General features: G+C 63.8%; 13 protein-coding genes. All 13 read left to right on the top strand.

The window, feature by feature from the left end:
• The 13 genes from SOM18_RS03770 (at nt 1) to SOM18_RS03710 (ending at nt 12,628) form a co-directional block, all read left to right on the top strand.
• Nucleotides 1-633 carry a gluconate 2-dehydrogenase subunit 3 family protein gene (locus tag SOM18_RS03770; protein WP_031441472.1) on the top strand — a complete coding sequence of 211 codons (633 nt, stop codon included), beginning with the start codon at nt 1-3 and terminating at the stop codon, nt 631-633.
• Nucleotides 630-2,315 carry an FAD-dependent oxidoreductase gene (locus SOM18_RS03765; RefSeq protein WP_031441471.1) on the top strand — a complete coding sequence of 562 codons (1,686 nt, stop codon included), beginning with the start codon at nt 630-632 and terminating at the stop codon, nt 2,313-2,315. Before SOM18_RS03770 ends, SOM18_RS03765 begins: the two co-directional genes overlap by 4 nt.
• 2 nt (nt 2,316-2,317) lie before the next feature.
• Nucleotides 2,318-3,757 (top strand): MFS transporter, encoded by a 1,440-nt coding sequence (locus tag SOM18_RS03760; RefSeq protein WP_031441470.1) that lies wholly within the window; start codon nt 2,318-2,320, stop codon nt 3,755-3,757.
• A complete protein-coding gene (locus tag SOM18_RS03755) occupies nt 3,657-4,730 on the top strand; it encodes a fumarylacetoacetate hydrolase family protein (protein ID WP_320481299.1) in 1,074 nt (357 codons plus the stop codon). Before SOM18_RS03760 ends, SOM18_RS03755 begins: the two co-directional genes overlap by 101 nt.
• 103 nt (nt 4,731-4,833) lie before the next feature.
• On the top strand, nt 4,834-6,015 hold the full coding sequence (locus SOM18_RS03750) for an MFS transporter (protein ID WP_235188428.1): 1,182 nt from the start codon (nt 4,834-4,836) through the stop codon (nt 6,013-6,015).
• Between the two features lie 25 nt (nt 6,016-6,040).
• Nucleotides 6,041-7,063: a sugar phosphate isomerase/epimerase family protein gene (locus SOM18_RS03745; RefSeq protein ID WP_031441467.1), complete on the top strand. Its 1,023-nt coding sequence runs from the start codon at nt 6,041-6,043 to the stop codon at nt 7,061-7,063.
• An 11-nt stretch (nt 7,064-7,074) separates the two neighbouring features.
• Nucleotides 7,075-7,467, top strand: a complete 393-nt coding sequence (locus tag SOM18_RS03740) for a C-glycoside deglycosidase beta subunit domain-containing protein (protein ID WP_031441466.1) — start codon at nt 7,075-7,077, stop codon at nt 7,465-7,467.
• 27 nt (nt 7,468-7,494) lie between these two features.
• The gene (pobA, locus tag SOM18_RS03735; protein ID WP_031441465.1) at nt 7,495-8,676 is read left to right on the top strand and encodes a 4-hydroxybenzoate 3-monooxygenase; all 1,182 of its coding nucleotides are present in this window, start codon (nt 7,495-7,497) and stop codon (nt 8,674-8,676) included.
• Complete coding sequence (locus tag SOM18_RS03730; RefSeq protein WP_031441464.1) at nt 8,673-9,383, top strand: CoA transferase subunit A; 711 nt, start codon at nt 8,673-8,675, stop codon at nt 9,381-9,383. Before pobA ends, SOM18_RS03730 begins: the two co-directional genes overlap by 4 nt.
• Nucleotides 9,380-10,060: a 3-oxoacid CoA-transferase subunit B gene (locus SOM18_RS03725; RefSeq protein WP_200874057.1), complete on the top strand. Its 681-nt coding sequence runs from the start codon at nt 9,380-9,382 to the stop codon at nt 10,058-10,060. Before SOM18_RS03730 ends, SOM18_RS03725 begins: the two co-directional genes overlap by 4 nt.
• Nucleotides 10,057-10,764 (top strand): protocatechuate 3,4-dioxygenase subunit beta, encoded by a 708-nt coding sequence (gene pcaH / locus SOM18_RS03720; RefSeq protein ID WP_031441462.1) that lies wholly within the window; start codon nt 10,057-10,059, stop codon nt 10,762-10,764. The genes SOM18_RS03725 and pcaH overlap by 4 nt, the downstream gene beginning before the upstream one ends.
• On the top strand, nt 10,754-11,479 hold the full coding sequence (gene pcaG / locus SOM18_RS03715) for a protocatechuate 3,4-dioxygenase subunit alpha (protein ID WP_320481298.1): 726 nt from the start codon (nt 10,754-10,756) through the stop codon (nt 11,477-11,479). Before pcaH ends, pcaG begins: the two co-directional genes overlap by 11 nt.
• A 48-nt stretch (nt 11,480-11,527) precedes the next feature.
• Nucleotides 11,528-12,628 carry a lyase family protein gene (locus tag SOM18_RS03710; protein WP_235188427.1) on the top strand — a complete coding sequence of 367 codons (1,101 nt, stop codon included), beginning with the start codon at nt 11,528-11,530 and terminating at the stop codon, nt 12,626-12,628.
• Nucleotides 12,629-12,632: the final 4 nt, after the last annotated feature.

Raw genomic sequence — 12,632 nt, 5'->3', positions numbered from 1 at the left:
GTGGCGGATAACGGGCTCGGCGAATTCGATAGGCGGTCCGCGATCGGCGGCGGGCTTGTGCTCGCCGCCCTCGTCGGGACACCACTGTGGATCTGGGGCAAAGCCCGTCAGGGCGAGAAGGGGGAGGCGACCGAGGACCAGCGCCGGATGATCGACACAGTCTCCGATCTCGTCATTCCGCGCACGGACACGCCGGGTGCGTCCGACGTCGGCGTTGGGGACTTCGTCGTTTTGGCGCTTAATCACGGGCTCGACGGGACGCGCGAACCCGCATCCGGTGCCGCGATCCAAGGTGGTGGTCCCGCACCCACGCCACGGGGCGGATTATATCTGCTCGACGATCTCGCGATCATGCTGCGGATCAAGGCGGGGGGCGATTTCAACCAGGCGACACCCGCTGCCCAACGCGCTGCGCTGACGGCGATAGACACGCGCGCGTTCGCGCCGGGCAACGACAAGGATCCCTGGCACAAGATCAAGGACCTGATCTTGACGGGATACTACACGTCGGAAGCGGGCGGTTCGAAGGAGCTCCAGTATGAACTGGTCCCTGGACGCTGGGATCCCGACGTGCCGTTGAAGCCGTCGGATCGGGCCTTTTCAAGCGACTGGACAGCGGTGGAGTTCGGATGATGCAGGAATTCGACGCCATCGTGGTCGGGTCAGGAATAACCGGTGGCTGGTCGGCCAAGGAACTGACGCAGGCGGGGCTGAAGGTCCTGATGATCGAGCGTGGCCGCGATATCGAGCACGGCACCGGGTACAAAACCGAGACACTGGCACCCTGGGAACTCCCGTTCCGCGGGATGGGCGATGCCGAACGCTATTGGGCGGAGTATCCGGTCCAATCGATGAACCGGCATTTCACCGAGTTTACCGAACATCATTTCGTTAACGACCGCCAGAACCCCTACGCGGTTCCCGCCGGCAAGGACTTCAACTGGTGGCGGTCGTACCAGATGGGCGGACGGTCGCTGACGTGGGGCCGACAATGCTATCGCTGGTCCGACTATGATTTTGGCGCGAACAAGGCCGACGGGCACGGCCTCGACTGGCCGATCCGCTATGCCGATCTCGCGCCTTGGTACGACCGGGTCGAGGACTTCATCGGCGTATCCGGTGCGGCCGAAGGGCTGGCGGTTCTGCCGGACGGACGTTTCCAGCCGCCGATGGCGCTCAACGCGGTCGAGCAGCATTGCCGCGACGTGTTCATGAACACGTTTCCCGATCGTCGGCTGACAGTCGGCCGAACCGCCAATCTGACCGAAGCGAAGGAAGGGCGGTCGAAGTGCCAGTATCGCTCGATCTGCGCGCGTGGCTGTTCCTACGGCGCCTATTTCTCCACGCAGAGTTCGACGTTGCCAGCCGCCAAGGCCACCGGCAATCTGACGGTCATCACCGACAGTGTCGTCGAGGGCGTTGATCACGACCCGGTAACGGGACGCGCGACGGGCGTGCGGTATCTTGACGTCAAGACCGGCAAACGCGGTACGGCGACGGCCCGCCTCGTGTTCCTCAATGCCGGCGCGTTCAATTCCAACCATATCCTGCTACGGTCGACCTCCGAACGCTTCCCCAATGGGCTCGCCAACAGCTCGGGTGTGCTCGGCACGCACATCATGGATCACGCGACCACACTATCGGGCATCGCGGCCATGCCGGGTTTCGAAACGCATACCAGCTACGGCAACCGCCCGACCGGGATCGTGGTGCCCCGGTTCCGCAATCTGGACCAACAGGACGGTGCCGGCTTCACGCGGGGCTACAGCTTCCAGGGCGGCGCGCTGCAGGGCACATGGACGGCCGGTAAACGGGCGGCAGGGCTCGGCGTGGACTACAAGGAGTCGTTGCGGCATCCGGGACCCTGGCGGATGATCTTCGTCACCTTCGCCGAAAGCCTGCCACGCGCCAGCAATCGCCTGACCCTCGACCGCGTGAAGACCGATCCGCACGGTGCCCCGGTGTTGAACATCGCGTTCGAACACGGCGCGAACGAACATGCCGCGCTTGCCGATGCCAAGGGCCAGGCCAAGGTCATGCTCGAGGCTGCAGGCGGTCATGTCTTTCTCGGCTTCGATCAGCCAGGCGCCGGCGGGTCGGCGATCCACGAGATGGGCGGCGCGCGGATGGGGAACGACCCGGCCCGGTCCGTGCTCGACAAGTGGAACCGTGCGCATGACGTACCGAACCTGTTCGTGACGGACGGCGCAGCAATGAGTTCGTCCGCCTGCCAGAACCCGTCGTTGACCTACATGGCCTTGACGGCGCGCGCCTGTGCCAACGCGGTGTCGATGCTTCGAGAAGGCACGATCTAGCCATGACGACCGTGGCGAGCGCACGCGATCAGGCGTCATCGCTCGCGCCGCGCGCCCGCACGCTGGCCTTCGCGACGCTGACGGTGGCATTCGTGATGGACGTGCTCGACAGCACGATCGTCAATATCGCGATTCCCGCGATCCGTGCCGACCTCGGCGCCGGACCGGTTGCGGTGCAATGGATGGTGGCCGGATATTCGATGGCCTTCGCAATGCTGCTCATCAGCGGCGGCCGCATGGGAGATGTCTTTGGCTATCGCCGGATGTTCATCGGCGGCATGTCGGGCTTCACGCTCGCATCCTTGTTGTGCGGTGTTGCGCCCACGCCGACCGCGCTGATCGTCGCGCGTCTGGTACAGGGGGCGACCGCGGCGTGCATGGGGCCGCAAGTTCTTGCTTTGGTCCAGCTCCTCTATCCTCCCCATGAGCGAGTTGCGGCGCTGTCGTTCTTCGGCGTACTTGGCGGGTTGACCGCGGTATTGGGACCGGTGATCGGCGGCGCATTGATCGAGGCAAACATCGCGGGCCTCGGTTGGCGGGCTATTTTCCTGATCAACCTCCCGATCGGTGCTGCCGGTATCGTCGCCGCTTGGTATCTCCTGCCCAAAGGACGCTCGCCCGACCGTCTGCGGATCGATTGGGCGGGGAACGCGCTCGTCGTCGCCCTGCTGTTTGCACTCGTGTTCCCACTGATCGAGGCGCGTGCGCTCGACTGGCCATGGTGGTGCTTCGGATTGTTCGCGACGACCGTACCGCTCGGGATGGTGCTGTGGTGGCATCTGCGCCGGCAGACTGTGCGCACTGGCTCGGCGTTGTTGGATCCGGCGATGTTCCAGGATCGCAGCTTCTCCAACGGCCTGCTGACGTCGCTCGTCTTCGCTGTGGCGGGGGGAGGGTTCCTGTTAGTGTTGACGCTGGTACTGCAGGTCGGGCTCGGCCTTGACCCGCTGTCGGCCGGATTGCTGCACATTCCATTCGCCGTCGGCGTAGGGCTGGGGATCAGCCTGCTTGGTCGCCGTATCCTGCCACGTCTGGGCCGTTCGGTGCTGGCGGTCGGTTCCGGGGCAATGGCGCTGGGGGTGGCCGGGGTGACGGTGACGGTGGCAACCAGCGGCAGCGTGCCGCTGATCGGTTTTGCACTCCTGATCGCCGGTCTCGGCATGGGAACCTGTGCGGGGCCGCTGTCGCCGATCGCGCTCGCGCGGGTGGACACGCGTCATGCCGGCGCTGCAGGCGGTGCGCTGAAGACGGTCCAGCAACTGGGAAACGCCGGCGGTGCCGCAACGGTCGGAACGCTGTTCCTCGTCATGGCGGGTGGGGCGACGTCCGCGCCCGAGACACGTGCCGCGCTCATCCCAGCAGCGATCAGCATATGTCTGCTACTGTTCTGCGTCGCCGTGCTCAGCCGACGGTTTCCCCAGCGCCTATTCGACACCGATTGAAAGGATCAAGATGCGGTTTGCGACTCTGAATGACGGCAGCCGCGACGGCAGGCTGGCCGTCGTCTCGATCGACCACGCCAGAGCGCTGCTGGTGGAAGGCGTCGCTACGCTTCAGGTGCTGCTCGACGATTGGGATCATCTAATCCCCCTGTGCCGTGCGGCTCAGCAGCGAGTGGAAGCAGGGCAGGGGGAAGCTTTCAATCCGTCTGCCGCGATGGCACCACTGCCACGCGCCTGGCAATGGCTGGACGGGTCCGCCTACCCGTCGCACGGCGAACTGATGGATCAGGTCCTAGGTATCGTTCCGGAGAAAACCGGGCGGCCTCTGATGTATCAGGGACTGTCCGACCATTTCCTGTCTGGTCACGAGGATGTCGCATTTCCGGACCTTTCGCACGGCATCGATTTCGAGGGCGAGTTCGGAGTCGTTCTCGACAATGTCGCGGTCGGTACACCGGTCGAGGAGTGTGCAAGAGCGATCCGGCTCGTCGTCCAGATCAACGACTGGTCGTTGCGCGCGCTGGCAGGCCCCGAAATGAAGACCGGGTTCGGCTGGATACAAGCCAAGCCGGCGTGCAGCATGGCGCCGGTCGCGCTGACGCCCGACGCGGTCGGAACGGCATGGGCCGAAGGCGGCGTGGATCTGACACTCGAAGTCGATTGGAACGGCCGCTCGTTCGGACGCGCGCAAGGCGGGGCGATGGCGTGGAGTTTCGCTCAGCTGATTGCGCATGCCGCTGCTACCCGAAAGTTGCCGGCGGGGACGATCATAGGATCGGGCACCGTCTCCAACGCGAATTTCCGGGACGTCGGTTCGTCCTGCATCGCGGAGCGACGCGGTATCGAGATCGTCGATACCGGCACCGCGACCACCGGCTTCATGACGTTCGGTGATCGGGTCCGCATGGAGGCACGCGCCAGAGACGGAGCGCCGCTGTTCGGTGCGATTGACCAGCGGGTGGTACAGGCTTGACAGCCCGATCAATAACTAGAATGCTAGTTCTATTAAAGCCGTGGCGAAACATGGCGGGAGAGGCGGAATGCGTTCGATACTGGATTCGATACGAAGGTTAACGATGGTGCCGCAGGGCATCACCATCGTCACGGCGGCTTTCCTGCCGATCTTCGCCATCGTATCGATGTTTCCGGCGGTTCCGTCGATCATCGACCATTTCTCGGCCGACCCCGACGCACGGTGGAAGGTGCCGCTGATGGTGTCGGCGCCTGGCCTGACCATCGCATTGATCGCGCCGTTTGCGGGGTTCTTCATCGACAAGTTCGGGCGGCGGCCTCTACTAATCTGGGCGACGTTCTTCTACGGCATCTTCGGCACTGCACCCTTCTTTCTCGATAGCCTGAACGCCGTGTTCGCTTCGCGACTGCTGCTCGGGGTTGCGGAGGCGGCGATTCTGACGATCGTCAACACGCTGCTCGGCGATTACTGGGATGACCGCGGGCGCCGCGATTGGCTGTTGTTGCAGGGCCTTGCCGGGCCGCTGATGGCATCGGGCGTCATCCTGTTGTCGGGTGCAGCCAGCGGCGTGCAGTGGAACGGGATCTTCCTCGTCTACCTGGTCGCCTTTCCGATTTTCCTCGCGATGCTCGCCTTTCTGTTCGAGCCAAAGAAGGATGGCGCGACCGTCAAGGAGATCGTTGCTGCGCCCGATATCTCTACGCCGTTCCCGTGGGCTGTGATTGCACTGATCGGCGGCGTGACCCTGCTGGCCTCGGCACTCTACTACGTCTTCATCATTAACGGCGGCCTCGCATTCCGCGAAGTGGGTGTACAGGACGGCGCCCGGCTTGGTCAGTTGACCGCGATCCCCAGCCTCTTCGTCGTGCTCGGCTCGGTCATCTTCAGACTGATGAGCGGCCGCTCCAATGCGGTGCAGATCGGTACGCTGTTCCTGCTGGTCGGCGTAGGACTGGCGGGTATCGGCTTGGCGGTCGACTATCGCTGGATGATTGCCGGGTTGGTGATCCAGCAGACCGGCGTCGGCATGGCGGTCCCGGTTCTGATCGCCTGGGCCAGCTCGAAGCTCACCTTCGAACATCGCGGCCGCGGGATGGGTATCTGGACCGCCTGCTTCTTCTTCGGCCAGTTCTCCAGTCCCTGGTTCGTTCACAAGCTCAACGACGCCTTCGGCACGATGCAATCGGCTTTCCTCGCGATGGGCGTTCTCGGCATCGTCGTTGCGCTGATCGCCTTCGTCGCCAGCCGTCGCACGCCATCAGCCCTTACCGCCGCCACGGCCTGACCCTTTAGACTGAAACGAGATCAGCATGACCGGAACTATAAAGCGAGGCGTCAGCCTCTACAGCTTCCAGAACGAGACGTTCCTCGGCAAGATGACTTTAGAGGACTGTATCCGGACCTGCGCGGAAATGGGCGCGACCGGAATCGAGGTCATCGGCGAACAGACATTCTGGGGGTGGCCCGAACAGCCCGTTCCGGAGAACAAGATCACCGACTGGCATGCCCTGATGACGAAGTACGGGACAGTGCCCGTCGCGCATGATGCGATGCTCGACTACAAGCGCTACAACGGCCGCGTCATGGCGCTTGACGAGCAGGTCGCCAGCATGAAGCGCGATATCGATTTCGCCGCGGCGCTCGGTATGCGCTTCGTCAGGTCGCTGGTCTCGGTGTCGCCTGAGGTGCTTGTTGCCAGTGCGCCTCATGCCGAGGAGAAGGGCATCAAGATCCTCCTCGAGGTGCACGCGCCTCTGCACTTCGATCATCCCTGGATCGTCCGGCATGCCGAGGCGTACGAGAAATCGGGCAGCAGCGCGCTGGGTTTCCTGCCCGACATGGGCATGTTCCTGCATCGCTTCCCGCCCGTCTGGAAGGAGCGCTTCATCCGTAACGGCGCGCCGCGTCACATCGCCGATTACATCGAGAAGGCATATGAGGACCGTACGCTCAGCGAATACATCGTGATGAACGTGCGCGAGATGGGTGGCGAGGGGGCCGCGATGGCGATGGCCGAGACGCTGCGTCACAATGCAGCCTACGAACCCAAGCGCATGCTCGATTTCATGGGACGCATCCACAACGTCCACGGCAAGTTCTACGAGATGACCGAGGACCTTGTGGAACCGTCGATCCCCTATGACGAGATCGTCCAGGTTCTCAAGCAAGGCGGATACTCCGGCTACATCTGCTCCGAATACGAAGGCAATCGCTGGATCGAAGACGCTCATCCGGTCGAGTCCGTCGAGCAGGTCCGCCGCCAGCAGGCGATGCTTGCCCGGTTGATCGACGAGCCCGTCGCCACGACCAATTCCTCCGCACGCGCAGCCTGAAGGTAGATACGATGTTCGATCAACACATGATCTGCGAAGACACCGTCGCAAACGTCGCGGAAAACGGCGCGGCTATCGGCTTCTCGTTCGGCGCAAGACTGCCCTATTACCGGGGCCTGGGCCTCTCGATGGTCGAAGACGTCGCAGTGACGCTGGACGGCGAAGCGATACCGCGGGAAGCGGTGCGGTTGACGCTCCGCGGCCGCACCTGGACGCTCGACGAGATGGAGAACGAGCATGGCGACCGCTGGAATTTCGGCGAGGTCGCCACGGTGACAGTGCTGAAGGACGGTGGACTGTCGGCAGGCGAGCATCGGCTGGAACTCGCGGAACGGATGCGGATCTCGTACCTGCCGTTCGTACCGACGACGCGGTGCGTGAAGACCATCTCGCTGGCCGCCTGACGGGGCCCGACGACAGGATCGACAGGCATGCGTACCCAGATTGCCATCATCGGCGCCGGCCCCGCCGGCATGTTTCTCGCGCATCTTCTCCGCTTGCAGGGCATCGACGCCGTCGTCGTCGAACGGCGGGACCGCGCATATGTCGAAGGGCGTGTCCGCGCAGGCGTGCTCGAACAGGTCACGACGGATCTGATGCGTCAGCTCGGACTGGCCGACAGGCTGGGCCGGGAAGGCCTCGTTCACGGTGGCACGAATTTGTCGCTTGATGGCCGGATGTTCCATATCGACATGGCAGCGCTGACCGGTGGTTCGACAGTCACCGTCTATGGCCAGCAAGAGGTGATGCGCGACCTGTTTGATGCGGCGGAATCACGCGGCCTGTCGATCGTCTGGAACGCGAGCGATGTCGCACTGCATGATCTGGAGGGCGCGCGTCCCGCGGTAACCTGGTCGCTGCATGGCCGTGAGCAGCGGCTCGACTGCGATTACATCGTCGGCTGCGACGGCTATCACGGCGTAAGTCGCGGCGCGATCCCGGCGGACGTGATCAAGACGTTCGAGCGGGCCTATCCTTTTGGATGGCTTGGCATTCTCGCCGACGTGCCGCCGGTCGATCACGAACTTATCTATGCGAACCATGAACGCGGTTTCGCACTCGCATCGATGCGTTCGACCACGCGCAGCCGCTATTATGTGCAGTGCGCGCTCAACGATGACATCGCCAACTGGTCTGACGACCGGTTCTGGGATGAACTATGCTTGCGCCTCGGCCCTGAAGTCGGTGCGAAGGTGACGCGGGGGCCGTCGTTCGAGAAGGCTATCGCGCCTCTGCGATCGTTCGTCAGCGAGCCGATGCGGTGGGGAAGATTGTTCCTTGCAGGCGATGCAGCGCATATCGTCCCGCCAACCGGGGCGAAGGGCATGAACCTGGCGGTATCGGACGTGACGATGCTCGCCGAGGCACTGGTCGAGAAATACAAGGATCGATCGGACGCCGGCATCGACGGCTACTCGGCGCGCGCGCTAGCCCGGGTCTGGAAGGCCGAGCGGTTCTCGTGGTGGTTTACGTCCGTCACGCACCGGTTTCCGGCGATGGACGGATTCGATCGCCGGATCCAGATCGCCGAACTCGATTACATTCGCGGCTCCGAGGCGGCGCAGCGGTCGCTCGCGGAGAATTATGTCGGACTTCCCCTGGGGGCAGCATGAAGAGCAAGATCTACGACAGCCCTGCGATCGCGCTCGAAGGCGTGCTGTTCGACGGCATGACCGTCATGTCGGGCGGCTTCGGGCTGTCTGGCAACCCCGAAAGCCTGATCCCCGAAATTCGCGCAGCAGGCGTTACGGGACTGACCGTCATTTCCAACAATGCGGGGGCGGACGGGTTCGGCCTGTGGATGCTGCTGGAAAGTCGCCAGATTGCAAAGATGATCTCGTCCTATGTCGGTGAGAACAAGCTGTTTGAGCAGCAATATCTCAGCGGTGAGCTGGAACTGGAACTGACGCCGCAGGGGACGCTTGCCGAGCGTATCCGCGCGGGCGGTGCGGGCATTCCGGCGTTCTACACCAAGACCGGTGTCGGCACGGTCGTCGCGAAAGGTAAGCCGGTCGAGACCTTCGACGGCGAGGACTATGTGCGGGAGACGTGGCTAAAGGCAGACCTGTCGATCATCAAGGCGTGGCGTGCCGACCCGGCCGGCAATTTGATGTTCCGCAAGACCGCGCGCAACTTCAACCCGAACATGGCGACCGCGGGCGCGGTCACGGTGGTAGAGGTGGAGGAGATCGTCGAGGCAGGCGCGTTCGATCCCGACTGCATCCACGTTCCCGGCATCTATGTCGACCGCATCGTCCTGTCCACGATCAACGAGAAGCGCATCGAGAAGCTTACCGAGCGCCACCGGGAGACGACATGATGGCCGACCAAACCAAAGGCTGGACCAGGGAGCAGATGGCCGCGCGCGCGGCGCACGAATTGCAGGACGGCTTCTACGTCAATCTTGGCATCGGCATTCCGACGCTGGTCGCTAACTATATTCCGGACGGCGTGAACGTCACGCTGCAGTCGGAAAACGGCATGCTGGGCATGGGACCATTCCCCTTCGAGGGTGAGGCCGATCCCGACCTGATCAACGCGGGCAAGCAAACGATCACCGCGCTGCCGACGTCGAGCTTCTTCTCCAGCGCGGACAGCTTTGCGATGATCCGCGGCGGGCATATCGACATGGCGGTGCTTGGTGCGATGGAGGTCGCCGCCAACGGCGACATCGCAAACTGGACGATCCCCGGGAAGATGGTGAAGGGGATGGGGGGCGCGATGGACCTGGTCGCCGGTGTCCGTAAGGTCGTGGTGGTGATGGATCACGCCAACAAGGCGGGCGAACCCAAGATCCTGGAGGCGTGTACGCTGCCGCTCACCGGCAAGGGGGTGGTCGACCTGATCATTACCGACCTGTGCGTGCTCGCCTGCGACAAGCAGGCGGGCGGCCTGACGCTGGTGGAACTGGCGCCGGGCGTGACGCTGGAGGAGGTGCGGACGAAGACGGGTACGGCATTCGACGCGCGCGCCTTCGCGCAGGAGAGCGCGGCGTGATCGCCTATTCGCCGGATGAGGCGGGGCTGTCGCCCTCGCTGCATCCCGACTATCGCTCGAGCGTCGATCGCAGCCCGCGCCAGCCTCTGATCGCGATCCCACCGACGCTGACAGAGACGACCGGTCCCAGCGCGTGGGACCGCCTGATGGTAGGGCCCTCGGGAATCGATCTTACAGCGCAACATCCGGGCGTACCGCAAGGTCAGCGGATCATCGTCTCCGGGCGCGTGCTCGACGATCGCGCACGCCCGGTTGCCAACACCGTCATCGAGATCTGGCAGGCCAATGCGGCGGGCCGCTATATTCATTCCGCAGACACCTGGGACGCACCGCTCGACCCGAACTTCACCGGGGCCGGGCGGGTCGTCACCGATGCCGACGGGCGATACAGCTATGTCACGATACGGCCCGGTGCCTATCCGTGGGGCAATCACAAGAATGCGTGGCGGCCGGCGCACATTCACCTGTCGCTGCTGGGCCCTGCGTTTGCGACGCGGCTGGTGACGCAGATGTATTTCCCGGACGATCCGCTGGTCGAGATCGATCCGATCGCCAACGCCATACCGATGCCCGCCCGGCAGCGGATGGTCGGCCGCTTCGATATCAAGAGCACGAAGCCCGCCTGGGCGCTTGGCTATCTGTTCGACATTGTGCTGAAGGGGCGTGACGAGACGCCGTTCGAGGATGACGACCATGACCATTGAGATCTCCCCGGGGATCGCCTTCAGGATCGCCATCGAGGACCGAGAGGCACCACCGCGGATGGATAACCAGGATCCGGCGATTTTCGGGCAGACCCCGTGGCAGACCGTCGGACCCTTCTTCCATTACGGCCTGCCATGGAAAGGCGGCGCCGATCTCGTCGGCAAGTCGGACATGGGCGCCCGTACGGACCTGTTCGGCGAAGAGCACTATTTGCTCAACCTGTCGTCACCGACCGGCACGCCCGAGGGGGAGGTGATCGAGATCGCGGGGCAGGTGTTCGACGGGAAGGGCGTGCCGATTCTCGATGCGATGATCGAGATTTGGCAAGCCAATGCCGCGGGGCGTTATATGAGCATCGATGATCGACGAAAGACGGTGCCGATCGACCCCCACTTCATTGGCTTCGGCCGCGCGTCGGTTGATCAGGACGGGGTCTACCGGTTTCGCACCATTCGACCGGGGCGCGTGCCGGGACCCGGCAACACGCTGCAGGCACCCCATCTGGCAGTGTCGGTGTTCGCGCGGGGTATCATCAAACGGCTCGCGACGCGGCTGTATTTCGCTGATGGCGAAGGCAATGACGAGGATCCGGTGCTCACCGCGGTTCCGGCAGACCGTCGCAATACACTGGTGGCTAACCGGCGAGACGGCGGGCGTTGGTGGTTCGACATCCGGTTGCAAGGCGATGCCGAAACGGTCTTCTTTGCGGTATGATGGCGGATGACTGATCGCCTCCGCATGCGGCCTGCAACGACCCCTGCGATGCTGGCCGTCTTCGACGACGACGCCACCATCGCTCACGCACTCGCATTCGAAGGCGCTTTGGCGAAAGCGCAGGCGGCGGAAGGAGTGATCTCGGACGAGCTGGCGGTGGCAATTGTCGACGCCTGCATGACGGTGCCGATCAATTCTGCGACATTGGCCGAGGAAGCGGCGCTGGCTGGCACGTTGGCGATACCCCTCGTCACGCGCTTACGTGGCGCATTGGATGGTGATGCCAGGAAAGCGGTCCATAAGGGTGCGACCAGCCAGGATGTCGCCGATACCGTATTGATGATGCAGACGCGGAGAGCGACCGACCTGGTACTCCTGGACCTCGACCGCATCGTCGATGCGCTTGGTCGTTTGGCCCTGCGTCACGCTGAGACACCGGCGGTCGGCCGCACGTTGTTGCAGGATGCGTTACCCGTCGCGTTCGGTCTGCGGATCGCGCACTGGGCGGCCAGCGTCGCCGATGCTGCTCAGCGGCTGCGGCGCGACGTCGAGGACCATGCGCGAATTCAGCTTGGAGGCGCTGCGGGTGCGCGGGCGGGGCTCGATGGCGCGGGTCTGGCCATTGCATCGATCATGGCCAGCGATCTCGGCCTGGCTGTCAGCGAGCCATGGCATGCGCGCCGCATCGGCATTGCCGCCATCGGCACGAGCTTGGCCATAGCGACTGGCGCAATCGGCAAGATGGCGCGCGACATAGCGCTCTTGTCGCAAAACACTGTTGGGGAGGCGCGTGAACCGGCCGTTGCAGGTCGCGGTGGATCATCGGCCATGGCGCACAAGCGCAATCCGACCGGTTGCCAGATCGCGCTGTCGGCAGCGCTCCGTGTACCGGGTTTGGCCGCGACCCTACTTGTCGGACTGCCGCAGGAGGAAGAGCGCGGGCTTGGCGGCTGGCAGGCGGAGGGACCGGTACTCGCGGACCTGTTCCTGCTCGCGGCCGGTGCGGCCGATGCAATGGCTAGCGTCGCCGAAGGTTTGGAGATCGACGAAGACGCGATCGCGCGCAACCTGTGCGATGCCGATATCGGTACCGATATCGGCGAAAGCGGGGCCATTGTCCGCGCGCTTGTCGCCAGAGACGAAGGATAACTTC

This window comes from Sphingomonas sp. CFBP9019, from assembly GCF_034045155.1.
Classification (GTDB): Bacteria; Pseudomonadota; Alphaproteobacteria; order Sphingomonadales; family Sphingomonadaceae; genus Sphingomonas; species Sphingomonas aerolata.
This window is presented reverse-complemented; position numbering and strand designations above follow the sequence as displayed.

Excerpts from the sequence above, each read along its gene's own strand:
- SOM18_RS03765 (WP_031441471.1), top strand. The coding sequence starts at position 630 with ATGATGCAGGAATTCGACGCCATCGTGGTCGGGTCAGGAATAACCGGT.
- SOM18_RS03760 (WP_031441470.1), top strand. The coding sequence starts at position 2,318 with ATGACGACCGTGGCGAGCGCACGCGATCAGGCGTCATCGCTCGCGCCG.
- SOM18_RS03750 (WP_235188428.1), top strand. The coding sequence starts at position 4,834 with ATGGTGCCGCAGGGCATCACCATCGTCACGGCGGCTTTCCTGCCGATC.
- SOM18_RS03745 (WP_031441467.1), top strand. The coding sequence starts at position 6,041 with ATGACCGGAACTATAAAGCGAGGCGTCAGCCTCTACAGCTTCCAGAAC.
- SOM18_RS03740 (WP_031441466.1), top strand. The coding sequence starts at position 7,075 with ATGTTCGATCAACACATGATCTGCGAAGACACCGTCGCAAACGTCGCG.
- pobA (WP_031441465.1), top strand. The coding sequence starts at position 7,495 with ATGCGTACCCAGATTGCCATCATCGGCGCCGGCCCCGCCGGCATGTTT.
- SOM18_RS03730 (WP_031441464.1), top strand. The coding sequence starts at position 8,673 with ATGAAGAGCAAGATCTACGACAGCCCTGCGATCGCGCTCGAAGGCGTG.
- SOM18_RS03725 (WP_200874057.1), top strand. The coding sequence starts at position 9,380 with ATGATGGCCGACCAAACCAAAGGCTGGACCAGGGAGCAGATGGCCGCG.
- pcaG (WP_320481298.1), top strand. The coding sequence starts at position 10,754 with ATGACCATTGAGATCTCCCCGGGGATCGCCTTCAGGATCGCCATCGAG.
- SOM18_RS03710 (WP_235188427.1), top strand. The coding sequence starts at position 11,528 with ATGCTGGCCGTCTTCGACGACGACGCCACCATCGCTCACGCACTCGCA.